Source organism: Vibrio sp. 10N.222.52.C3, from assembly GCF_041474195.1.
Classification (GTDB): Bacteria; Pseudomonadota; Gammaproteobacteria; order Enterobacterales; family Vibrionaceae; genus Vibrio; species Vibrio crassostreae_C.
In genome coordinates this window covers 36729-59759 of sequence record NZ_JBFRTQ010000038.1, presented here as the reverse complement: position 1 = coordinate 59759, position 23031 = coordinate 36729, and the positions used below count along the sequence as shown (strand labels likewise).

The 23031-nt window shown below is 44.4% G+C and carries 21 protein-coding genes, 1 pseudogene and 1 riboswitch; of the genes and pseudogenes, 12 read left to right on the top strand and 10 right to left on the bottom strand.

From position 1 onward, the window contains the following. The first annotated feature begins 21 nt into the window (after positions 1 to 21). On the top strand, positions 22 to 906 hold the full coding sequence (locus AB4517_RS07520; RefSeq protein ID WP_009845661.1) for a cytochrome c oxidase subunit 3: 885 nt from the start codon (positions 22 to 24) through the stop codon (positions 904 to 906). Between the two features lie 19 nt (positions 907 to 925). On the opposite strand, the gene AB4517_RS07515 is transcribed toward AB4517_RS07520, so the two are convergent. Beyond that, the gene (locus AB4517_RS07515; RefSeq protein ID WP_017066085.1) at positions 926 to 1156 is read right to left on the bottom strand and encodes a DUF2909 family protein; all 231 of its coding nucleotides are present in this window, start codon (positions 1154 to 1156) and stop codon (positions 926 to 928) included. A 1-nt stretch (position 1157) separates the two neighbouring features. On the opposite strand from AB4517_RS07515, the gene AB4517_RS07510 reads away from it, so the two are divergent. The 4 genes from AB4517_RS07510 to cyoE are packed head-to-tail and all read left to right on the top strand — an operon-like array spanning position 1158 to position 4672. Next, on the top strand, positions 1158 to 1991 hold the full coding sequence (locus AB4517_RS07510; protein ID WP_372148138.1) for an SURF1 family protein: 834 nt from the start codon (positions 1158 to 1160) through the stop codon (positions 1989 to 1991). Next, positions 1984 to 2592, top strand: a complete 609-nt coding sequence (locus tag AB4517_RS07505) for a hypothetical protein (RefSeq protein WP_017061753.1) — start codon at positions 1984 to 1986, stop codon at positions 2590 to 2592. The genes AB4517_RS07510 and AB4517_RS07505 overlap by 8 nt, the downstream gene beginning before the upstream one ends. Before the next feature lie 60 nt (positions 2593 to 2652). After that, positions 2653 to 3708 carry a heme A synthase gene (locus AB4517_RS07500; RefSeq protein ID WP_229648195.1) on the top strand — a complete coding sequence of 352 codons (1056 nt, stop codon included), beginning with the start codon at positions 2653 to 2655 and terminating at the stop codon, positions 3706 to 3708. After that, a complete protein-coding gene (gene cyoE / locus AB4517_RS07495) occupies positions 3698 to 4672 on the top strand; it encodes a heme o synthase (RefSeq protein ID WP_017066082.1) in 975 nt (324 codons plus the stop codon). The genes AB4517_RS07500 and cyoE overlap by 11 nt, the downstream gene beginning before the upstream one ends. 110 nt (positions 4673 to 4782) lie before the next feature. Here cyoE and gbpA read toward each other — a convergent pair whose 3' ends face one another. Beyond that, a complete protein-coding gene (gene gbpA, locus AB4517_RS07490) occupies positions 4783 to 6249 on the bottom strand; it encodes an N-acetylglucosamine-binding protein GbpA (RefSeq protein WP_372138917.1) in 1467 nt (488 codons plus the stop codon). Positions 6250 to 6321: 72 nt separating this feature from the next. Next, positions 6322 to 6411: riboswitch (cyclic di-GMP riboswitch) on the bottom strand. A 323-nt stretch (positions 6412 to 6734) separates the two neighbouring features. Between gbpA and AB4517_RS07485 the strand changes: the two genes are divergently transcribed. From AB4517_RS07485 to aroG, 4 genes and pseudogenes are all read left to right on the top strand, one after another. Continuing rightward, positions 6735 to 7088 carry an XRE family transcriptional regulator gene (locus AB4517_RS07485; protein ID WP_372116609.1) on the top strand — a complete coding sequence of 118 codons (354 nt, stop codon included), beginning with the start codon at positions 6735 to 6737 and terminating at the stop codon, positions 7086 to 7088. A gap of 100 nt (positions 7089 to 7188) precedes the next feature. Then, positions 7189 to 7860 (top strand): annotated as a pseudogene (locus tag AB4517_RS07480) (DUF3313 domain-containing protein). A gap of 13 nt (positions 7861 to 7873) precedes the next feature. Further along, on the top strand, positions 7874 to 8089 hold the full coding sequence (locus AB4517_RS07475) for a DUF3820 family protein (protein ID WP_004730103.1): 216 nt from the start codon (positions 7874 to 7876) through the stop codon (positions 8087 to 8089). A 313-nt stretch (positions 8090 to 8402) separates the two neighbouring features. Then, entirely contained in the window at positions 8403 to 9455 is a 1053-nt protein-coding gene (gene aroG, locus AB4517_RS07470; protein ID WP_017061746.1) for a 3-deoxy-7-phosphoheptulonate synthase AroG, read from the top strand. A 110-nt stretch (positions 9456 to 9565) separates the two neighbouring features. On the opposite strand, the gene AB4517_RS07465 is transcribed toward aroG, so the two are convergent. From AB4517_RS07465 to AB4517_RS07455, 3 genes are all read right to left on the bottom strand, one after another. Further along, positions 9566 to 10990 (bottom strand): phosphomannomutase/phosphoglucomutase, encoded by a 1425-nt coding sequence (locus tag AB4517_RS07465; protein ID WP_017061745.1) that lies wholly within the window; start codon positions 10988 to 10990, stop codon positions 9566 to 9568. A 15-nt stretch (positions 10991 to 11005) separates the two neighbouring features. After that, positions 11006 to 12541 (bottom strand): mannose-1-phosphate guanylyltransferase/mannose-6-phosphate isomerase, encoded by a 1536-nt coding sequence (locus AB4517_RS07460; RefSeq protein WP_372116613.1) that lies wholly within the window; start codon positions 12539 to 12541, stop codon positions 11006 to 11008. Between the two features lie 86 nt (positions 12542 to 12627). Continuing rightward, on the bottom strand, positions 12628 to 13797 hold the full coding sequence (locus AB4517_RS07455) for a mechanosensitive ion channel family protein (RefSeq protein WP_017061743.1): 1170 nt from the start codon (positions 13795 to 13797) through the stop codon (positions 12628 to 12630). A 186-nt stretch (positions 13798 to 13983) separates the two neighbouring features. On the opposite strand from AB4517_RS07455, the gene AB4517_RS07450 reads away from it, so the two are divergent. Together AB4517_RS07450 and AB4517_RS07445 are read left to right on the top strand one after the other, a co-directional pair. Continuing rightward, positions 13984 to 14640 (top strand): TrkA family potassium uptake protein, encoded by a 657-nt coding sequence (locus tag AB4517_RS07450; protein ID WP_017065605.1) that lies wholly within the window; start codon positions 13984 to 13986, stop codon positions 14638 to 14640. A gap of 19 nt (positions 14641 to 14659) precedes the next feature. Continuing rightward, complete coding sequence (locus tag AB4517_RS07445) at positions 14660 to 16027, top strand: TrkH family potassium uptake protein (protein WP_372148137.1); 1368 nt, start codon at positions 14660 to 14662, stop codon at positions 16025 to 16027. A gap of 98 nt (positions 16028 to 16125) precedes the next feature. On the opposite strand, the gene msrB is transcribed toward AB4517_RS07445, so the two are convergent. Continuing rightward, positions 16126 to 17268: a peptide-methionine (R)-S-oxide reductase MsrB gene (msrB, locus tag AB4517_RS07440; RefSeq protein ID WP_372148136.1), complete on the bottom strand. Its 1143-nt coding sequence runs from the start codon at positions 17266 to 17268 to the stop codon at positions 16126 to 16128. Positions 17269 to 17468: 200 nt separating this feature from the next. Between msrB and AB4517_RS07435 the strand changes: the two genes are divergently transcribed. Continuing rightward, positions 17469 to 17867, top strand: a complete 399-nt coding sequence (locus AB4517_RS07435) for an OsmC family protein (protein WP_017068628.1) — start codon at positions 17469 to 17471, stop codon at positions 17865 to 17867. 131 nt (positions 17868 to 17998) lie between these two features. On the opposite strand, the gene AB4517_RS07430 is transcribed toward AB4517_RS07435, so the two are convergent. The 4 genes from AB4517_RS07430 to phnW form a co-directional block, all read right to left on the bottom strand. Next, the gene (locus AB4517_RS07430) at positions 17999 to 19069 is read right to left on the bottom strand and encodes an OmpA family protein (protein ID WP_372148135.1); all 1071 of its coding nucleotides are present in this window, start codon (positions 19067 to 19069) and stop codon (positions 17999 to 18001) included. A 341-nt stretch (positions 19070 to 19410) separates the two neighbouring features. Beyond that, the gene (phnX, locus tag AB4517_RS07425; RefSeq protein ID WP_372148134.1) at positions 19411 to 20229 is read right to left on the bottom strand and encodes a phosphonoacetaldehyde hydrolase; all 819 of its coding nucleotides are present in this window, start codon (positions 20227 to 20229) and stop codon (positions 19411 to 19413) included. Positions 20230 to 20321: 92 nt separating this feature from the next. Beyond that, positions 20322 to 21743 (bottom strand): aspartate aminotransferase family protein, encoded by a 1422-nt coding sequence (locus AB4517_RS07420; RefSeq protein WP_372148133.1) that lies wholly within the window; start codon positions 21741 to 21743, stop codon positions 20322 to 20324. Beyond that, on the bottom strand, positions 21743 to 22846 hold the full coding sequence (phnW, locus tag AB4517_RS07415) for a 2-aminoethylphosphonate--pyruvate transaminase (RefSeq protein ID WP_372148132.1): 1104 nt from the start codon (positions 22844 to 22846) through the stop codon (positions 21743 to 21745). The genes AB4517_RS07420 and phnW overlap by 1 nt, the downstream gene beginning before the upstream one ends. Positions 22847 to 23031: the final 185 nt, after the last annotated feature.

The window sequence follows — 23031 nt, the reverse complement described above, 5'->3', positions numbered from 1 at the left end:
ATCAACATAAGGAGTTGAGCGATGAGTTCTAAAAAGGAAGTTTATTTCGTTCCACATCAAAGCCACTGGCCATTGGTGGGTGCTGTAGCACTGTTTTTGGTCGCGGTTGGCGCTGGCTTGACGGTGCAAAACATGGGTACCGACGCCGCAGGTGGTGTGTTTGGCAAAGCGGTGTTGTTAGTCGGGTTTGCTGTGCTGCTTTACATGCTCGCAGGTTGGTTTAGCAATGTGATCACAGAATCATTGAGTGGTCTCTATTCTGAGCAGATTTCTCGTTCTTTTAGACAAGGAATGAGTTGGTTCATCTTTTCCGAAATCATGTTCTTTGGCGCTTTCTTTGGCGCGCTTTTCTATGCTCGAATGATTTCTGTGCCTTGGATTGGTGGTGCGGGCAATAATGAAATGACCCATGAAGTATTGTGGCCGATGTTCCAATCAATTTGGCCACTAACGACGACCCCTGATGGCGTAACGACACAAGCCATGCCTTGGCAAGGTATCCCGCTTAAGAACACCATTATTCTGCTGCTTTCCTCTGTGACGCTGCACATGGCACATATCAGTCTTGAACAAAATAAGCGTATGGCTTTGATCGTGTGGTTGGAGATAACCATTGTTCTGGCTGGCTTCTTCCTGTTCTTCCAAGTTGAAGAGTATCTTCACGCTTATCAAGAGATGGGGCTGACACTTCAGTCTGGCATCTACGGTAATACCTTCTTTTTGCTGACTGGGTTTCATGGCTTACATGTCTGTTTAGGGACGATCTTTTTGATTGTGTTGCTGGCAAGGGTTGCGAAAGACCACTTCACTCCGAAAGACCACTTTGCGTTCCAAGCGGGCAGTTGGTATTGGCACTTTGTTGATGTGGTTTGGTTGGGCCTGTTTGTGTTTGTTTATGTACTTTAACGATTGAGCCTATAGGGGATTAATAGGGGCGAGGGTTGGGAGTTATCACTCCTGATCCCAGAGCAAGTAATAAAAGTAGCACGACAACGGCTGACCACATGACACGACGCCCCAAGAAGTAACTGAGTCTTTTTCCATTGTGTTTGCCCGAGGCGATTTGGATTAGGCCTTTCATCAAATTGAAAGCGATAAAAAACAGCAAAGCGACCAAGACGACTTTAAATAACAGAACAAAGGTAGATGACGCCATAGTGATAACTCCAAACCGATTGATTGATGATGAACACAAGTTCCGCAGTAAAGGTTTTTGGATAGCGGTTGTTTTAACTGTGGTTTCAGTCGGCGCTTTAATCAAGTTAGGTTTGTGGCAGTTAGATCGAGGTAACGAGAAATTACGCTATGAACAGCAACTATCAGAAAGAGCGCAGCAATCGTTTAGGTCATTGGACACGGTTATCTCTGAATGGAAGGGCTCGCGTACACAAGCCCAAGGTACATCTGAACAGCAGTTTTTAAATGGTTTGAAGGTTGATGTTGAATTGGAAACACCAAGTGGTTTGGTGGTCTTGTTAGACAATCAGATTAACCAAGGAACGGTGGGGTATGTGATTTACATGTTGGGTGAGGTTCAATCTAAAGAGCAAGGCAACCAGCTTTTACACGAAAAGCAGTTATTGATCGATCTTGGGTTTGTTCCGGCAAGTAATGACAGAAGAGAACTACCGCAATTAGGAAGTATCACTGTACCAACCAAAATGTCAGGGCGCTTGTATACACGCTCAATTAATCCTTTAAGTCATGAGTTGGGTTTAGAAAATACGACACCGAATAGAATCCAAAACCTAAACATAGCAGCTTTATCACAGTATACAGGACAAGAAGTGCTGCCCTTTGTCTTCCAACCTCAGAGTTTAGATTCATGGCCCTATGAAATGTTATGGCGTCCAACGGCGATGAGGTCTGAGAAGCATTTTGGTTACTCATTTCAATGGTTTGTTATGGCTGCGGTACTTTTGTTTTTGATGTTGTTGATTAGCTATCGGTACCTAAAAGCAACACCTATCACGAGGAATAAGGATGGATAAATCTCAAGCACAAGTGAACAGGGAAATTACCGAGGCAAACATGGCTGAGCTCAGAAGCCGTCGTACTAAAGGACGCTTGGTATTAATCGGACTCGTTTTAATTTTCGCTTTGCCAGCCATTATCGCCAAAACTGTGTTGGATCAGAATTGGTATACGTCAGGTGTCACTAACTCAGGCGAATTGGTAGAACCAAGAATTACACTAGCGGATTTTGGCGTAACGGTACCCATGGCAGGAGAGGGTTGGGTTGTGGGGTATATCGCACCGATGGAGTGCGAAAGCTTGTGTGAACAACAGCTTCATTATTTGAATCAAAGCTACTTAGCGTTAGGGAAAAACAAAGAGCGAGTGACCGCCGTTGTTTTCGTCTCAGAAGGTAACTCGTTGTCGGGTTCGCTCAACAAGCCTGATTTATCTTTGTTAGCTGGTGGTGATCAGTTAAGCACCGAGTTTTCGCCGGCTTCCATTGTCATTATTGACCCGCTAGGACAGTTGGTTATGGAGTACAAAAGCGTGTCGGAACCGTCGCAGTTAGTCGGGCAATCCAAAGGTATGATTCATGATTTAAGAAAGCTACTTAAGCTGTCACGAGTTGGGTAGTTGATGGCGCAAATGCTTGAGCTTAAGCAGCGAAAGGGAATAAGTATAGGGAGATAAGTGATGCAGAATAAAGCCCCTGATTTACTGATGCTTGTGATGAGATTAACTATCTTGTTAACCCTTACCGTGATTGTTCTCGGAGCTTATACACGCCTGTCTGATGCTGGCCTTGGCTGTCCTGACTGGCCGGGTTGTTACGGTAAGATCACCGTTCCGTCTGATGCCCAAGCGGTGAGTCAAGCCAATCTGCAATTTCCAGAGCGAGCTCTTGAAGCAGACAAAGCGTGGATAGAGATGATCCATCGCTACTTTGCAGGAACATTAGGGTTGCTTATCTTTGTCGTTGTAGCTTGGTGTATTAAAAAGAACATCACACCAGTTGGTCTTCCATTACTTATCTCTGCCACTGTGATTTTTCAGGCTTTGCTTGGAATGTGGACGGTGACTCTTAAGTTGATGCCCGTTGTGGTTATGGCGCATTTGATGGGGGGGGTCACGTTGCTGTCACTGTTGTGTCTGCTCTACTGCCGTTTGTCTCAATTCCAAAGCCGTTTTGGCGAGGCTTCTTATTCTCCAACACTTAAATTTTGGGCGTTGTTTGGGTTACTCATTGTGGTTGGGCAGATACTGCTTGGTGGTTGGACATCGTCAAACTATGCCGCTTTGGTGTGTACCCAATTGCCTATTTGTGAAGGTAACTGGATGAGCTACCTCGATTTCAAAAATGCGTTCGATTTTGCTCAACACGGACACGATAACTATGAGTTTGGTGTGTTGGAGTATCCCGCGAGGCTTACCATACATGTCATGCACAGGTTCGGGGCTATTGTGGCGACATTAACGGTGCTGATGGTCGTGTACCAGTTATGGAAGTTTGGCCAAGTGCCTCACCAAAAGCTGAGCATGATTGTCGCAATAGTGTTGTTTACTCAAATCAGCCTTGGGATCAGTAATGTATGGTTTCACCTGCCAATCTCAGTTGCGGTTTTGCATAACCTAGTCGCAGCAATGTTGCTCATCAGCATGGTTGTAACCAATTTTGTGGTGTGGCAACGCAAACCGAGTGAGAGCTTGGTGAAGAACAGTGTATTACAAGGAGGTAATCATGGTCAGTAGAACGTCAACACAGTATGAAGTGGTGGCTCAAGACGCAGCCTTAACTCATAAGATAACAGCCAATAATGACATAACTTTAAGTAACGAAAAGGCTGAAAAAAACAAAGCCACTTGGAAAGTTTATTTAACGCTGACTAAGCCTAAAGTGGTGGCTTTGATGTTGCTGACAGCATTGGTTGGGATGTGTTTGGCCGTGCCGAATGGATTGCCTTTGCAACAAACTCTGTTCGGAATGATTGGGATAGGGTTAATGGCAGGTTCAGCGGCTGCGTTTAACCATTTGATCGATAAAAAGATCGACGGCCAGATGACTCGAACAAATCGACGCCCTTTACCATCCGGTGAGCTGAGTAGTGTGCGTGTGTTTAGCTTTGCAGCAGGTATCGGCTTATTTGGGTTCGCTACGTTAGTGGTGTGGGTCAATCAACTCACGGCTTGGCTAACCTTTGCAAGTTTATTGGGCTATGCGGTCATCTATACCATGTACTTGAAGCGAGCGACGCCACAGAACATCGTAATTGCAGGGATAGCTGGCGCAATGCCACCGTTATTGGGCTGGACGGCAGTCACCAACGAGCTGCATTCAAATGCTTGGTTGTTGGTGATGATCATCTTTATTTGGACGCCTCCTCATTTCTGGGCGTTGGCAATTCATCGTCGTGATGAGTATGCCAAAGTGAACATCCCCATGTTGCCTGTGACTCACGGAATCGAATACACCAAGACGTCTATTCTTCTGTATACCTTTTTGCTTAGCATCGTGTGTATATTGCCTGTATTGGTTGGCATGAGCAGCTGGATATATCTGAGCGCTTCATTGGTGCTCAACGGCGGGTTTGTTTATCACGCTTGGGTACTGAAATATCGTGATGAACCCAATATGGCCATGAAGACCTTTAAGTTCTCCATCTATCATCTCATGATCTTGTTTGTGGCTCTGTTGGCAGACCACTATCTACTTTGATAACCGCATTTCTGCTGTTGCTGAATAAGAAAACGGATGCTCTGGGCATCCGCTTTTGTTTGGCTAATTACACAAGCTCACATACTTGAAAATAAGTAACTCGCTAACAATTAGTCCACTTTGTTCCAAGCATCTTGCCAGTGTGAACCTACACCTGGTTCGTACTGAGTTGCTGTTGGAGCCCATTGAACACAGTAACCTGAGTATGGGAACTCTTTACACTGATAAACACCACCATCGCTGCTCAGAACCTTTGTTCCTGCAGTGTAAGATTCAATGCTTTCTGGGAACACAAAGTCGTAATCGCCCGCTGGTGGCGGCGTTTGCTCGTCCATTAGATGAAAATCAAGCGTGTTCTGATCCACTAAGTTACCTTGGTCATCTTTCGTCACAACCACAAGCATGTGGTGGCCAGCTTCAGACTTAGAAAGAGTCAGTTGAACATCTTCAACTTGTCCGTCTGTTAGATCCGATTTCTGAGATGCAAGTGCTTCACGGTGATGGTTGTACACGGTAAGCTCAGCTTGGATATCGCCTGTTGCCGCTAACGTAAGATCAAGCTGAGTAGGTTGGCTCTCATCGATAATGTACTCTGATTCTAAGCCCGAGACTTCAAGATCATGCTCGGGTTCTGGAGTATCAATCTTGTAGCCGATTTCGACACTGTTAAAGCCAGAGCCTGCTTTTAGATAAACAGGATTCGTGCCGTAAACGGGTGCGAAATCGCCTTGGTCATTCAATTGACCTGCTTTGATTTGCGTCTGCTCTTGGTTGATCTTAGAAGCAAGCGCGTAAGACCAGTTATTGGCTTTGCCTTGTTCAGAAGTTTCAATCACAAGCTCAGTGCTGTATGAAGCGTTCTCACCAGACTGGTCGAATACACGCGTATAAACAGCGTCACCAACATTCAGGTCTTGTGTCGGGTTGATTTGACCACCTTGATCCCAATCAGGAATGATAGGGCCGTCACCATCAAATTTCACGTCGATAACGTTGTAGAAAGCCGCTGCAGTGTCACCTACATCCCATACGGCAAGGATCACTTGATAACCTTCACGCTCTGGCACATTACACAAGTGACTGACTTGCATCGGTGGCTGTTCCATATTGCCTTCAACAACACAGAATGGCGTTAAGTCAAAAGAGCTGCGAGCCAACGGCTGGTTTGGATTCCAGTCGGGTTGAGTAATGTAATATTTCCAATCGCGAGTCTTGTGGTTAGCTGTGAATGTCCACTCGAAGTATTGAGAACCAGACTTGATAGGGCGTTTAACCCAGCGGTCTGCCTTTTGTTCGTCTAGTGCTGCTGCTAAAGAAGATTGCGCACTGGCGATTTTCCCATCAGCAGGGCCAACTTCTGGGAAGCCTTCAGGGCCTTCTACACTTTGTGGTTCGTATTGGATACCCCCACAGTTGGTGTTTTTCTCTTGCGTATCGCTCGCAGGGAACTTACATAGGGCAACACGGCTCTCAGCTACGCCATTGTTGTATGCCGAGACATAACCGTGACCGAAGCTTGCACCGCTTACGCTAAGAAGCGATAGCGCGATGAGTGATTTTTTTTGGAGTTGTTTCATTATTTGTCCTTACTGTATTTGGCCGACAAAAAAGAGAACACCCCGGCATGCATTTACACTTAAATTCTATTAAGTGGCGGCCCCGCTATCATAGACAGAATATTTGTCGACAGACCGGTGGCTTTGCGTCCTATTCTTTCAAATAGTTTGCCAGAAGTGCGTTTGAGCAATCGAAATGTAGCCAACCAGTTTTATAAATGCGAATCAATCGATTGAAATGTGGAATGCCAATCTCGAACTTTTAATTCTTGATACAAATTAACTTGCTATATGTTTAGTTTGTTAACGTATAAATTATTGATATAAATAAAGAAAGCAATTGCTCTAATCGTTTTAGTGAATGACTTTGGGTTGTTTCGCTTCGCTCTGTACAACAATTGTGCACATATCAAAACCAAACCTTTGGTTTCCACTAACCGAACCCTGACACGCCATGTATGAAAAACCGGACAATTGATTGGTATGAATTATATAAAGGAGCCGGTATGGAATTCACAGAACTAGACAGAGACGCGTTGTATCAAACGTGGATGTCACAAAAATCGAGAATGCGAATTACGCAGATGGAGTTTTCAAAAAAGCTAGGCATGAACCAGCTTGATTTCTCAAGAGCTCTAAGAGGGGAGACGCCATTAACCATGTCTTTCATTAGTCATTTTTGTCGTTTACTTCATTTGGAACCAAGGAATGTATTCCCCTCGCTAAAAGAGGGCAATGAATCGGGGCCTAAAGTGGTCTACCTGAAAAGTAGAATGAGTGTTGATGGTGAGATCCAAAATGCTTATATTGAAGGAAATCAGGTAATTGTAGAGTACGCACACACTGTTCAACATGATTAATTTTAGAGTTAGCTCTGATTTTTAACCCCCTTTTTCTACAACCTTTTCACATAGGGTATGTCATACTTAATTAGATTCCTTAATTTTGACTAAGTGCGTTATGAACCCTTTAAAAGTCCTTTTGCTTGTTGCAACCAGCATTTTCTTGCTTGGTTGTGCAGGCGGCCCAATTAGAACCGCTACTAAATTTACCAGCTACGAAGATTTTCAGGCTGGGCCTGACGGAGGCGTCGACTAGGTTTGGGCAAGGGTTGGGCTACGTGACGCACAGCGTTTGAAATCCAAGTTAGATGATTACGACTCTGTAGTGATCGACCAAATTTTTGTTTTAGCAGAAGAAGGTTCGTTGGATCAGGAAGAGATTCAGGAACTCACTGAGCACATGGTTGCGCGCTTGGAAGATAAAATATCGCCTCATAAAACGATCGTCGATGAACCGACAGGAAAAACGCTCCGCTTGAGTATCGCTCTGAGTAACGTTGAAACGCCCAATCCGCTCTTAGCTGTAACGAGCAGCGTTCTGCCGTTTGGTCTTGCGATGTCAACCATATCTAAGGTCACGACTGGTGAGCACACCAATGTTGGGAGTGCGAGTGTAGAGTTATTGGTCAGTGATGCTCAAGAGGGCACACCACTGTTTGCAGCCATCGACCGTGAAGCGGGTAACAAAGATTTTTCAACCATGATTGATTCGCTGGATGATGCCAAAGACGCGATCAACTATTGGGTTGAACGTTTAGGTGATACTCTACACAACATAGATGACGCATAGTAAAGACCGAATAATGCTAGAGAAAGAGAACCTGATTAAGTTGGCTCGAATGCAGATGCCATTTGGAAAGTACGCGGGTCGTACACTGATTGACTTACCTGAAGAATATTTGCTGTGGTTTGATAAAAAGGGATTCCCGTCTGGCGAACTCGGCGATTTATTGAAACTGTGCCTTGCTCTGAAAATTGAAGGGCTTGATAGTGTCGTCAAGCCATTGAAAAGAATGTAATTAAATAAAAGCTCACGCTGATCACGTGAGCTTTTTTGTTTTTGAGTTCGACACAATTTTACATGCATGATGTAGCTTGAAGAATGGCTCTTCTTACCTTGCTATAAAATACGCAATCGATAGCGTGTAAATAATGGTATACAGGGTGTTTTAAATATAAAACACAAAAAAAATTGCGTTTATTTTTAATTAGTGATTGAAACTAGAGTTTTTACTAGTTAAGTTACAGGGAACAAGAAGATTAGTGCTGATAGAAAGTGACGTGAGACAACGTACATTCAGCTCAAGGATAGAAAAAAGGAAGAAGTAAGCAATGTTCCAGACTGATGATGTAAGAATTAACAAAGTAAAAGAGTTATTACCCCCTGTTGCTGTTTTAGAAAAGTTTCCAGCGACAGAAGTTGCTTCTTCTACAACCTTTGAAAGCCGCAAAGCGATCCACAATATTTTAGAAGAGAGCGATGATCGCTTGCTTGTTATTGTCGGCCCATGTTCTATTCATGACACAGAAGCTGCTCTTGAGTACGGTAAACGTTTGAAAGTGTTGCGCGACGAACTTGGTGATAACCTTGAAATCGTAATGCGTGTTTACTTTGAAAAACCACGTACAACTGTTGGTTGGAAAGGTCTAATAAATGACCCGTACATGAACGATACGTTCAAGCTAAATGATGGCCTTCGTCTAGGACGTAAGCTACTGCTGGACCTAACTGACATGGGCATGCCAACGGCAAGCGAATTCCTAGACATGATCACGCCTCAATACGTTGCTGACCTAATCAGCTGGGGTGCAATCGGCGCACGTACTACAGAATCTCAAGTTCACCGCGAACTGGCTTCTGGCCTATCTTGCCCAGTTGGATTTAAGAATGGTACTGATGGCAACATCAAGATTGCAACAGATGCTATTCGCTCTGCTAGCGCTTCTCACCACTTCTTATCAGTAACTAAGTACGGTCACTCAGCTATCGTTGAAACAGCAGGTAACCCTGATTGTCATATCATCCTACGTGGTGGCAAAGAGCCAAATTACAGCGCAGAACACGTTGGTAAGATTAAAGAAGAGCTAGCAGCTTCTGGTCTTCCACAAAAAGTGATGATCGATTTCAGCCACGCAAACAGCTCTAAGCAGTTTAAGCGTCAAATGAACGTATCTGATGACGTAAGCGCACAAATTTCTGGTGGCGACAAAGCTATCTTTGGTGTGATGATTGAATCTCATCTTGTTGAAGGTCGCCAAGACCTGGTTGAGGGCAAAGCTGCAACGTACGGCCAATCTGTTACTGATGCGTGTATTGGTTGGGAAGACACTGAAACAGTACTTCGCCAGCTGGCAGACGCTGTTGAAGCTCGTCGTAACAAATAGACTAATTACAGTCAGCGATTAAGCTACTGAAAATTCAAAGCCCTTAGTTAGCAACAGCTAATAAGGGCTTTTTTGTGGATCTTAGTTGAAAACTGGAAGTGTCTGTATTCTTAAATGAGAAAAGACAGTAACTCGTCGACTTTAAGTGACAGTAAAGCTTTATCTTGTTTGGTTTCAACGTTAAGGCGTATTAATGGCTCGGTATTGGACTTTCTTAAGTTGAAGCGCCATGAGCCCATATTCATGCTGATTCCGTCTGTGTGATCGATCTCAACGGCATTATCTTGGTAGTGCGATAACACGCAAGCCATGACCTGCTCTGGGTCTGAGACTCTTCGATTGATCTCCCCGGAAGAGGGGAATCTATCTATACTAGTACTCGTTAATTGGTGAAGAGATTGTTGAGTTTTCGACATCAGCTCGATAACCAATAGCCAAGGAATCATGCCTGAATCGCAATATCCAAAATCACGAAAATAATGGTGTGCGCTCATTTCGCCCCCATAGACGGCATTCGTTTCACGCATCTTCTCTTTGATCAGTGCGTGTCCTGCTTTAATTCCAATCGCTTTTCCACCATGCGTTTTTGCGATTTCAATTGTGTTCCAGGTCATGCGCATATCGTGCAATACAGTCGTGTTAGGCTGTTTGACCAAGAATGCTTCAGCAAGCAACCCTACAATGTAATAACCCTCGATGTAATCGCCTTGCTCATCAAAGAAAAAGCATCGGTCGAAGTCTCCATCCCAAGCAATTCCAAGGTTGGCAGAATGCTCTAAAACGGCATCTCGAGTGGCTGCTTGGTTCTCTCTAATCAAAGGGTTTGGAATACCATTTGGGAAGTTTCCATCAGGGTTATGATGAACTTTGATGAAGGTGATAGGGACACCGAGTTCGTTAAATTTATTATCTAAAGCATCAATGATATGTCCTGCAACACCGTTCCCAGCATTAACCACAATCTTCATCGGTGACAGCTTTGATGGGGTTATGTACGAGAGTAGGTGCTCGACGTACGGAGCAAGAATACTGTTCGATCTACTAGAGTTACTTGGTTGTGCATGAACGAACGGTAAATTGCAGTTCAGCTCTTGATTAAGTTCTTCAATGCGTCGTTTGATTTCATCTAAACCACTGTTTTTACTGATAGGGCTAGCGTCTACACCGACCATTTTCATGCCGTTGTAATTGATTGGGTTGTGGCTGGCTGTGATTTGTATTCCGCCAATCGCTTTTAGGTAACGAGTCGCAAAGTAGACCTCTTCAGTGCCAGTCATACCTAGATCAATGACGGTAATCCCTGACTCGATTAAGCCTTTGGTCATGGCTTCTTGTAATGACAGGGAGGTTTTGCGGTTATCACGACCAATCACTACCTGCGCCAAACCATCGAGTGAGGTTTCAGGCTTAGCGGATAGGACGTATTCGCCAAATGCCTTACCGAGCAGGTAGGCGAGTGGCTCATTGATTTGTTTACCAATGACGCCGCGGATATCGTTGTTCTTAAAGCAGTTTAGGTCTAATGTTGGTTTCATCGATTTGTCGCTGCTTTATTTCGTTTGGTTGTGCTTTGATGAGTGGACTTGTTGCTTGCGCACGTCTCGCCCATAACTGTCTTGATATCGAATGATGTCGCCTTCACTTAAATGACTGCCTGTTTGTACTTCAATCATCTCGAGTGGGAGATCCCCTGGGTTCTCTAGGCTGTGAATATGACCTAAAGGGATGTAAGTGGATTGATCTTCTTCAACCAGATAGGTTTTCTCATTGTTGGTCACTTTCGCAGTACCCGCCACGACTACCCAATGTTCCGCTCTATGGTGGTGCATTTGTAACGACAACTTGTGACCGGGTTTAACGGTGATACGTTTAACTTTGTCGCGCTTGCCTAGGTCGATAACATCGTATTTACCCCAAGGTCTAAACACCTCACGATGATGCACATGTTCTGTGCGACCCGCTTGATTTAGTTGACTGACAATCGATTTAACACCCTGAACCTTGTCTTTATTTGCAACCAATATAGCGTCTTTGGTTTCGACAATAATCAGGTTGTCGACACCTACCGTCGCAACCAGCTTATTTTCAGCATGGATGTAGTTGTGTTGAGAGTCGACGGTTAACACATCACCTTCAATGACGTTATTGTGCTGATCTTTTTCGCTTACATCCCAGATCGCGGACCATGAGCCAATATCGTTCCAGCCGACATCCATCGGGATCACCGCGGCGTGCGAGGTCTTTTCCATCACGGCGTAATCGATTGAATCACTTGGACTGCTTTTGAATGCTTCAGCGTCTATACGGATAAAGTCGAGGTCGGTATTTTGCGTTGCAAGAGCGAGTTTACAAGCCGCTACTATCTCAGGGTGGTGTTCGGCGAGTTCTTTAACATAGCGTGATGCCTTAAACATGAACATGCCACTGTTCCATAAGTATTGTTCTGAGCGGATGTACTCTTCTGCTGTTGCTGTGTCTGGCTTTTCTACAAAGCATTCTATGGCGAAGGCGTGATTGATTGGCTGCTCTGTTCCATTAGTATCAGTTTGAGCACTGGAGGAAAGAGGCTCTCCCTGCTTGATATAGCCATAGCCAGTCTCTGGGGAGCTAGGTGTTATACCGAATGTCACCAGCTTGCCTTGTTTTGCATAATCAACACCACGACTAATCGCTTGTTGGAATTCAGAGGTTTTCGCGATGTGATGATCAGCAGCCAGCACTAACAAGATAGGGTCGGATGCGCTTTGTTCATTAAGCGGTGGTTTACTTAAAGCCTTTAGGGCGGCAAGCGCAATGGCTGGGGCTGTATTTCTACCGACTGGCTCTAGCAGAATACCACTATGTTGAATGTTAGCTGATCGAGCTTGTTCAGCGGCAATAAAGCGATGCTCTTCATTACAGATAATGAATGGGGCATCGCATTTACTATCCATCAAGTGCTCTTCAAGGCCTTGCAGGCGTTGAAGTGTGTGCTGAAGCATTGACTGGTCGCCGGCAATATTGAGAAATTGCTTAGGGTAAAGCTCGCGAGACAGTGGCCAGAGACGACTTCCGGAGCCGCCGGCTAGAATGACAGGTAAAATCATAGCGTGGTAATTAGGTGCATTAGAATACTGCCATCATATTACCACGCTTCACGCTTATTACTTATCGATAACCAAGAAGGATATGACTATCGATGACCTTCCGTAGGGGAGTTCAACATGTCTTTGGGATCGCTAATATTCTGATTATCACCTAGGCTTTGAACGCTGTTATGATCTTGAACATTAGAAAAGTCTTGAGGGTCAATCTTGAGTGTCTGTGTTGGGAACGCGATGTCTGCATTGTGTTTATGAATAATCGCCAGAACCTGTAACAGAACGTCTTGCTTCACTTTGTGGTACCTGATCCAGTTGACTGTTTTTGTGAAGGTATAGATAAAGAAGTTGAGCGTTGATGGCCCAAATTTGTCAAAGTTAACGATCAACGTCTGTTTGGCATCAATATCTGGGTGGGTCTCGAGCATGGTTCTTACATCATCAACAATGAGCGCCAATTTGTCTGCATCTTGATAACGAAGACCAAAGGTTTCATTGATTCTACGATTCAACATTCTCGATGGATTCTCTACCACAATACTACTGAACACCGAATTTGGCACGTACAAAGGACGCTTATCAAAAGTGCGGATGATCGTCATGCGCCAACCAATGCGTTCGACAGTGCCTTCGATTTGACGATCGGGAGAACGTATCCAATCACCGACTTTAAAAGGGCGGTCGAAGTAAATCATCATGCCACCGAAGAAATTCGACAGTAAGTCCTTAGCCGCTAAACCGACGATCAAGCCACCAACACCACCAAAGGTGAGTAAGCCGGAAAGACTGAGCCCAAATGCCTGCATAATGGTTAGGCCGCCCATCACCATAAAGAACAAGCGAGCGACTTTCGCTATCGCTTGTACAGTGGTTTCGTCTCTGGTTTTTTGCTCTAAGACATAGGCTTCAGTGTTAGTGATCATTCGTAAGGTAAACCAAACGAATGTACAGATAATCAATATGTGTTTAAGCGTTTTTAACCAATTGATTTCATTGCCAAACTGGTCTTGAAGTATTAGCCCGATAGAGACTGTAGCAGGCCAACACCAAAGTAATGTGCTGACAGGGGTTTTTAGTGCTTCTAGCAGTAGATCGTCCCAGTGGAATGGGGTTTTCTGAACCAGAATTTCTAAGCGATTATGGATAATTCGCCAAGCTACCCAAGCGAGAAAACTCGCAATAGTGATGAATAGGACGCTGTTTGCCCAATCACTATGGCTCTGGTTGATGTAGGTTTGTACTTGGGTTATGAATTCATTCATTGTGTGTGCTGCCGCAGAAATTATGAATTGGAAATTAGCAGAAACTCGAGTTGTTCTCTACCTTTATAAATCAAGCGATTATGACAATAGTATAACCTTATTCTTGCAGAACTAACTTTTTTTGAGATAGAAACTAATGTAGGTTTGGCTATCCCGTGTAATTAAAATTTCTAAACAGGATTTCAAATGAGCGACAAACAATATGCAGTTATCGGTTTAGGGCGATTTGGTCTGTCTGTTTGCAAAGAGCTACAAAGTTCAGGGGCACAGGTACTGGCCGTCGATATTGATGAAGAGCGAGTGAAAGAAGCGGCGGCTTTTGTTTCACAAGCGATTGTTGCGAACTGTACAAGCGAGGAGACAGTTAAAGAGTTAAGACTCGACGATTACGACATGGTGATGGTGTCGATTGGCTCTGATGTTAATTCCAGTATTCTGACTACTCTGGTGGTAAAAGAGTCAGGCGCAAAAGCTGTTTGGGTAAAGGCGAACGATAAGTTTCACGGCAAGATTCTCTCTAAGATTGGTGCTGACCATATCATCATGCCTGAACGAGATATGGGCATTCGTGTTGCGCGTAAAATGTTGGATAGACGCGTTCTTGAGTTTATCGATCTTGGCAGCGGTTTAGCGATGACGGAGATTGTTATTGGTTCTAATTTGTTGGGTAAGAAACTTGGCGACCTTAAGCTGTGTAAAGAAAATGGTGTTGAAGTACTTGGCTTCAAGCGAGGACCGAACCTAACTAAAGCTCCAGAACTGGATGTGAGTTTAGAAATTGGGGATGTGGTGATCATCGCTGGGCCGAAAGAGACCTTATCTAGAAAGCTACGCAATTGGTAATTGGCAATAAGGTAACAGTATGAATTCGTTAAAACGAAAAGGTACTTTCTACACGCTTAAGAGTGATAAAAAGCCACGTAAAGGCTCTGAACCTAAGATTATCCTTACGAGCTTCTTAGGCGTACTTATCCCCTCTGCAATATTGTTGACGATGCCTGTATTCTCTGTGACAGGCCTAAGTTTTACGGATGCACTGTTTACAGCAACCTCGGCGATCAGTGTGACAGGATTAGGTGTTGTCGATACCGGTGAGCATTTCACCTTGGCGGGTAAAATCTTACTGATGTTCTTGATGCAAGTCGGCGGGTTAGGGCAGATGACTCTATCTGCGGTACTGCTTTACATGTTCGGTGTTAGGTTAAGCCTTAAACAACAAGCACTAGCGAAAGAAGCGCTTGGCCAAGATCGTAAGATTAACCTTCGTAAATTGGTTAAGAAGATCATCATCTTTGCATTAGTGGCTGAATTTATCGGTTTTGTATTGCTCTGCTTCCGCTGGGTACCTGAGATGGGATGGTCAACGGGCAGTTTTTATGCACTATTTCATGCGATATCTGCATTCAATAACGCAGGTTTTGCACTGTTTTCAGACAGTATTATGAGTTTTGTTGATGATCCGCTGGTGATCTTCACCTTAGCTGGCTTGTTTATTTTCGGTGGGCTAGGCTTCACAGTCGTCGGCGACCTATCGAGTAACTGGCGTAAAGGTTTTCGACATCTTCATTTACACACCAAGATTATGCTAACCGCCACTCCGACTCTATTGTTGGTAGGTACGGTATTGTTCTGGCTGCTAGAAAGAAATAACTCAGCAACCATGGAAGGGTTATCGACTCAAGGACAGTGGCTAGCCGCATTTTTTCAGTCGGCAAGTGCTCGTACTGCTGGCTTTAATAGTGTGGATTTGTCTCAGTACACACAGCCTGCGTTGCTGGTAATGATTGTACTGATGTTGATTGGTGCAGGTTCTACCTCAACAGGTGGTGGTATTAAGGTTTCGACCTTTGCAGTAGCCTTTGTCGCAACGTGGACCTTCCTCCGTCAGAAAAAGCACGTGGTGATGTTTAAGCGCACTGTGACTTGGCAAGCGGTAACAAAGTCATTGGCCATTATTGTGGTAAGTGGGGCGTTATTAACCACCGCGATGTTTTTGTTAATGCTTACTGAAAAGGCAGCGTTTGATCGAGTCATGTTTGAGGTGATTTCTGCCTTTGCAACGGTTGGTTTAACAGCTGGCTTAACCGCAAACCTGACTGAGCCAGGTAAATACATCATGATTGTGGTTATGGTGATTGGACGTATCGGCCCCCTGACCTTGGCTTATATGCTAGCTCGTCCAGAACCTTCCTTGTTGAAATACCCTGAAGACACGGTGTTAACGGGTTAATTAGGTCCACGGGCTGATAAATAAAGCTCTGTAAATAAAAACAAAGCTAGCGATATGCTGGCTTTGTTGTCATAGGCTGATCGTTAATTGCTGAATGCCTATCCCTCAAACATCTCAACGTATTCCTCATAGCCTTCTTCTGCTAATTTATCCGCAGGGATAAAGCGCATTGCGGCTGAGTTCATGCAGTAACGTAAGCCTGTTGGTTTTGGACCATCTTTAAATACATGTCCCAAGTGAGAATCACCAAACTTACTGCGAACCTCTGTTCTTGGGTAAAGCAGTTTGTAGTCAGTAGTTGTGACGACATAAGCCTCGCTGATTGGCTGTGTAAAGCTCGGCCAGCCTGTGCCTGACTTGTATTTGTCTTTTGAAGAGAACAATGGCTCCCCAGTTACGATATCAACGTAAATACCTTCTTGCTTGTTATCCCAGTATTTGTTGTCAAATGGGCGCTCAGTAGCGTCTTCTTGCGTTACATCGTATTGAAGTGCTGTAAGCTTCGCTTTGATCTCTGCATCAGACGGTTTTACGTATGTTTTAGCATTCGCTGTCGCATTCTTACTGTCGATGATCTGACGTAGTGTTTTAGGGTTGTCCTTTCTATCATCACCGAAGATCTTATCTAGGTACTGATCACGGCCAGAAGCATAGCGGTAGTAGTTATAACGAACCTTACTCTTCTTGTAATAATCTTGGTGGTAATCTTCTGCTGGCCAGAATTTCTCAAATTTTATCAGTTCTGTTTTTAGTGGTGCACCAAAGATATTAGCTTTGTCGATCTCCATCATGAAGTTCTGAGCAACATCTTTTTGTGCTTGGTTATGATAGAAAATAGCTGGTCGATAATGACGGCCTCGGTCTACAAAAGAGCCTTTGTTATCGGTTGGATCGATGTGTCTGAAGAATTGGTCAAGAACCTGTTCATAGCTAACAACATCAGGGTTGTAAGTCACGTTTATCACTTCGATGTGACCCGACTTGCCTGAGGATACTTGTTTGTAGGTTGGGTTTTCTAGTTCACCGCCAGAATACCCAGAGATAACGTCGGTGACGCCTGTCAGCTTTTCTAGGTCGGATTCTGTACACCAAAAACAACCACCAGCCAGTGTCGCGATTTCACTATTACCTGAATTAGCTGTTTTATCCATTGTATTGGCAGTGCCAGTCTGGCTTACAAACAGCGAAATCAGTGGTAGCGCAACCACGAGTGATACCAATATTTTAGATAATTTATTCATAGATACCTCATCTTGACGTTCTTCTCATTCGATTTTGAATGTACGAATAGAGACAGGTTTTAGATGGAAAAAATTGCATCATTCACAAAAAAATATGTCGCCGAGAAAATCTTGCTCATAAATGCCGCCAGTAGTAGGGTGTCAGTATTGATATCCAATAATAGACAGCGATGGCGGTTATCGTACATCTAAGGAACAACATGCAAGCAGAAGTTAAATGGGTCGAAGGCTTTAAATTCCTAGGTCAATCTCAATCTGGCCACTCTGTAGTAATGGATGGCAGTGGTGGTGCAACCGCGCCAAGCCCAATGGAAATGGTCCTTATGGCCGCTGGTGGTTGTAGCTCTGTTGATGTCGTCGATGGTTTGAAATCTGCAGGCCAGAACATCACAGGCTGTAATGCAAAACTTGAAACGACACGTCGTGAAACAGCACCAAAAATCTTTACTGTGATTAACATTCACTTTGAAGTGTCTGGTGACAACCTAGATCCTGAGTTAGTGGCTAAAGTATGTGCTGATTCGTTAGAAAAATACTGTTCAGTATGTCTAATGTTAGGTGCTGGCGTAGAAATGACTCACAGCTGGGAAATCGTTTAGTTTTCGGTTTGTACAGCCTAGCTTGGGGCCGGTACTTTTCGGCTTACGGCTTATTAGTAAAGACAGATACAGAAAAGGGCGGAGCACTTTGAGTGCTCCGCCCTTATTATTTCGGCTAAGGTAGAGTGTTGTTATTCAGCAGTTTCTACGATAACTTCTTCAACTTGTACTTCTTCTTGGTATTCGAAACCAGGGATCGTTGCGTCAACACGACGGTTTTGAGCACGACCTTCAGCTGTATCATTTGATGCAACTGGGTTCTCTTCACCTTCGCCAGTAGCAGTGATACGCTCAGCTTCGATACCTTGCTCTTCGATGTATGCTGCTACTGCTGCCGCACGTTTCTTAGAGATCATAATGTTGTACTCAGCTGCACCTGTTGAATCTGTGTGACCAACAATGTTAACGGTAGACTGAGGGTATGTTTGTAAGACTTCCACAATTGGCTGTATAGCGGCTTTACCTTCGTCTGAAAGCTCTGTGCTGTTAGTCGCAAATGTACCTTGAGAGAAACTCTCAGTTTGCGCTTTGGTAACCACTACCTCCGCTTCCTCTTCAACGACCACAGCTTCTGGCTCTGCAATTGGTTCAGCTGGAGCCTGTGTTACCGCTGCAGCAGTAGCTACTGTTGCGGCTGAAGCTGTCGTGTTACCTGTACCGAAATTGTAGCTCAGACCAATGGTAACAAGGTTAGAGTTTAGGTCTTGGATAATCTTATCATCAAAATCATCGAAGTATTGGTATTCCACTCTCACTGCCCAGTCGTCGGCAAACTGTTTCTCAGCACCGATACCTAGAGCCAGTACAACATCGTCTTCATCATCGTGCATGATGTAAGCAGGACCTGCTTTGAAGAAGATATCAAATTGTTGTTTAATCGCTAGTCGATACATTGGGCTCAAAGAAATGGCTACGATAGAATCGCTGTATCTTTGAGTCGCTCCGTTGTTGTTAAAGCTGGTGTCATAATCACCTAAGTAATCTGCATTCAATTCTAGAGCAATGTTATCGGTAAAGTTGTAGCCACCGTAAATACCGCCCGCAACTGAATCATCTTCACAATTAACGTTGTCGACACAAGCGCTATCTAGCCAACCCATGCCAACTTTTGCGCCTACGTATGTCGTTGCGGCAATTGATGGAGCAGCAGCGAAACCTGAAGCAGCTATCACAGCACACATGATTTTTGACAATTTTTTCATAATCTTATCCTTGGATTAACTCTTATTGTTATCTGAATGAGCCTTTAAAGCGACGACTTACTGATTGGGACACTGCAACAGTAGGTCGTTCAAGGCTTAGATTCAGGTCGAACCTATCTTGGAACTGTTATTACATTGTTAGTACAGTTGCTTATTATGGTCAATGAAATTGTTAAAAATTATATATTTAAGGTGCTATTTACTGTGTTATTTGTCAACAATATGTTGTCTCAAATGTTGGAAACGAAGAAACCTCGTACCATTTTTAGGTGATACGAGGTTTCTTTTTCATGTGTGCGGATTATTGGGCTATCGACCCTGATTTGTCGAAGTTCTAGGAGTTATGGGCGCTCTCCGGCTAACAAACGTTTTTCAATGTCTGCAATGACACCTGGTAGGTCTGCAATGGTATCGATTAGGTAGTGTGGGTTTGATTTGTTTAGCTTAAGGCTCGCTTTTTCACGTGCTGCTGCCAGTGTTGTTTCGTCTGCATCTAAGTATTCTTGATACGTTAAGCCTGCTTCGTTCCCCGATAATACAAGTCCAACTGTCCACATTCCTGCGTTGTGTCCTTCATCGATCCCCGGTGCTGCGTCGTCTACTTTCACACACGCTGCAACGCTCGTCACGCCTAGGTCAATCACGTTTTTAAGTGCCATGAATGGAGTTGGGCGACCGCCTTGCGGTAAGTCATCAGTCGCTACTACGTTGTCAGGAAGATAACCATAATCTGCGGCTGCTGGAATCAGTACGTCCATCACTTCTCGTGGGTAACCTGAACAAGAACCAATTTTTACGTTCTTCTCTTTAAGGTTATTTACTACTTCAATCGCGTTTAAAATTGGCGCTGCGTGGTCGGCTACTTTCGCTTTTTGAAGAGGCATGAATGCCGCGTAGATCGCATCAACGTCTTCACTGGTCATCGAACGTCCGAACTGGGCATTCCAACGAGCATCAACAGCAGGGATTCGACCCACCGCTTGGATGTGATCCCATTTACCGATACCCATAGGTTCACGAGCTTCAGCTAAGTCGATGTCAAAGTCGAAACCTTGTTTGAATGCTTCAACGAAGATGCTAGTTGGAGCAAACGACCCAAAATCAACGATAGTGCCGGCCCAGTCAAAGATAACCGCTTGGATAGGTGATGTCGTGTTCATAATAGTGTCCTATTTTTGTGTCACTCCCAGTTCAAAGTTCTGGGAAACAAATGGTTGTTTAAGGTTATTGGTTTAAATGTTGATTTCGAGAATTAAAGGTATTCAAAATCTTTGCAGACTTTGGCTATCGCTTTTTCGAATACAGACAGAGCGACTTCTAGCTCGCTGCGACTGATGATCAATGGCGGGCTTAATTGAATCACGTTACCTTGTGACACCTTAAAGCTCAGGCCATCGTTCAGACATTGGTAAAGTACTGCTTCTGCTTCATCGAACGCTCGGTTTTTGGTGATATGGTCAGTGACCAATTCCACTCCCCAGAGCAGGCCGATGCCGCGAACGTCACCAATGACTGGGTATTTCTCTTTCATTTGAAGCAGTTGTTCACGCACGAATGCGCTGTCCGCTTGTACTTTTTCAAGTAGATTTTCTTGCTCAATCACTTCCATCGTAGCCAGTGCCGCCGCGCAGCCAATAGGACTTTTCTCGTGGGTGTAGTGACCAAGTGATACTTGCGCTGCCGTGTTGTATTTGTCTTTAGTGACCATGGCTGCAATTGGAACCAAGCCCCCGCCAAAACCTTTACCGATACAAAGAATGTCAGGTTCGATATCAAAGGCCTGGTGAGTGAACCATTCGCCACTGCGACCCATACCGTTTGGAATGTCGTCGATGATCAACATGACGTTATGCTTATCGCAGATCTCACGGATGCGCTTCCAGTAAGCTTTGCTTGGAACCTGAACGTCTGTGTTACGCACTGCTTCGGCAATGAAGGCTCCAATGCCACCTTCTTTTTCAATCACATACTCTAAATAGTCGGCATAGTGAACGTCGCATGCAGTTTCGTTTGCATTGACTGCGCTATTCTCGTTAAACGGGAAAGCGCCACGATAAGAAACGGCTGGTGGAATACGTTCTACGCCAGCCATTAACGGGCCCATGCCTTCGCGGAAACAAGCTTCACCACCCACTGAAACTGCGTCCAGTGACGCGCCATGGAATGAGTCCCACAGTGAAACGACCTTGAAGTTGTTGGTGACATGTCGAGCCAGTTTGAGTGCCATACCGATAACCGATGTACCACCTGGCGCAAATAAAACACGGTTTAAATCGCCACCGCAGATCTGCGTGAGCTTCTCAGCGCACTGAACGGCGGTTTCATTGGTAAAGCGACGCGGTGAAAACGGCAATGACGCCATTTGCTGAGTCACTTTATTAATGATGTGTGGGTGACCATAACCCAACTGATGAACATTGTTACCGTGAAAGTCCATGTACTTCTTGCCCGTGGTATCTTGAATGTAGATGCCTTCTGCGGCTTCAAGTGTGTCTAGGCAAGGCGTTGACATCGCTTGATGAAGAAACACGTCAGAGTCACGCTTTAACATCGTTTGAGTTGCATCATCGTTTAGTGACTCGTTCCATTTCTCACGTGCGGCTGTGGTGTTCACATCGCCTTCGCTTCGAAAGTGTGTCGCCTTTAGAGCGGGCTCTTGATTGGTCGTCGTCATTATTTGATGTCCCAGTACATAGCGTTTTTCACTGCGCCAATTAGGGCTTCAATGTCAGAAGGGTAAACCTCACCGATGTTACCGATGCGGAAACAGTCTGCGTTTGAAACCTTGCCCGGATAAATCACAAACCCTTGCTCTTTCAAACGGTCATAGAACTCCTTGAATTGGTAATCGCTATGAGTTGGAGAATAAAAAGAGGTAATGATAGGCGAGTGAAGATCATCATTGAGTAACGGTTCAAAACCAAGAGAGCGCATACCTGCAACCAATGCGGTTTGATTGGTTTGGTAACGATTATGACGAGCTTCAATGCCTCCTTCTTGTTCTAATTCAAGCAAGGCTTGGTAAAAAGCACGCACTGTGTGAGTTGGAGAGGTGAAGCGCCATTTACCATGGTTGCTTTCCATGCAGTGCCATTGGTCAAACAGATCAAGGCTTAATGAACGAGCTTGGCCTTTGCACTTTGCCAGTTCCGATTGCTTAGCAATAACAAAGCCGAAGCCCGGTACACCTTGGACGCACTTGTTTGCAGAGCTGATCATGTAATCGATACCTAAGTCAGCGATATCCATAGAGATGCCACCAAAGCTCGACATTGCATCGAGAATGACGGTTTTGTTGTGCTGTTTTGCCAATTTGGCAATGTCTTCAATTGGATTCAGCATGCCTGTCGTGGTTTCACAGTGCACAATCGCAACGTGAGTAATGTCTGAATCCATGGCCAATGCCGTTTCCATTTCGTTCAAGTCAGGCTGTGATGTTTCACCTGGGGAAACGACATGGCATGGAATGTTTAAGTATTCTGCGATTTGAGCAATACGAGCGCCGTACGCACCGTTATCAACAACAAGAAGCTTACCGTTGTTAGAGATAACGCTACCGATTGTTGCTTCTACCGAAGCGGTGCCGCTACCTTGCATTAATACGCTTGTATATCCCGCTTGCTTAGTCGCTAAAGTCACTAGCTTGCTACGAATCACTTCAACAACGTCTTTGTTGTATTCATCATCCCAAGTACACCAATCTTTTAACATCGCTTGGCGAACGGTTTCAGAAGTAGATAAAGGGCCCGGTGTCAGCAGTAAGTATTCGTTTCTCATGTTCAACTCTCGTGATTTTAATTTTGGACTATACCAATATTTAGAGTTACTTTAACAACCAATTTAAACGGTCGTAAATAGCCCAAACATCATTTTCACAAAATCTTCATATTAAAAATGGTCACTTGTCTTGAGAAAGTTTTCGATCTTTAAATTGCCATTTTTCGTTCATTTAATCGTCACAA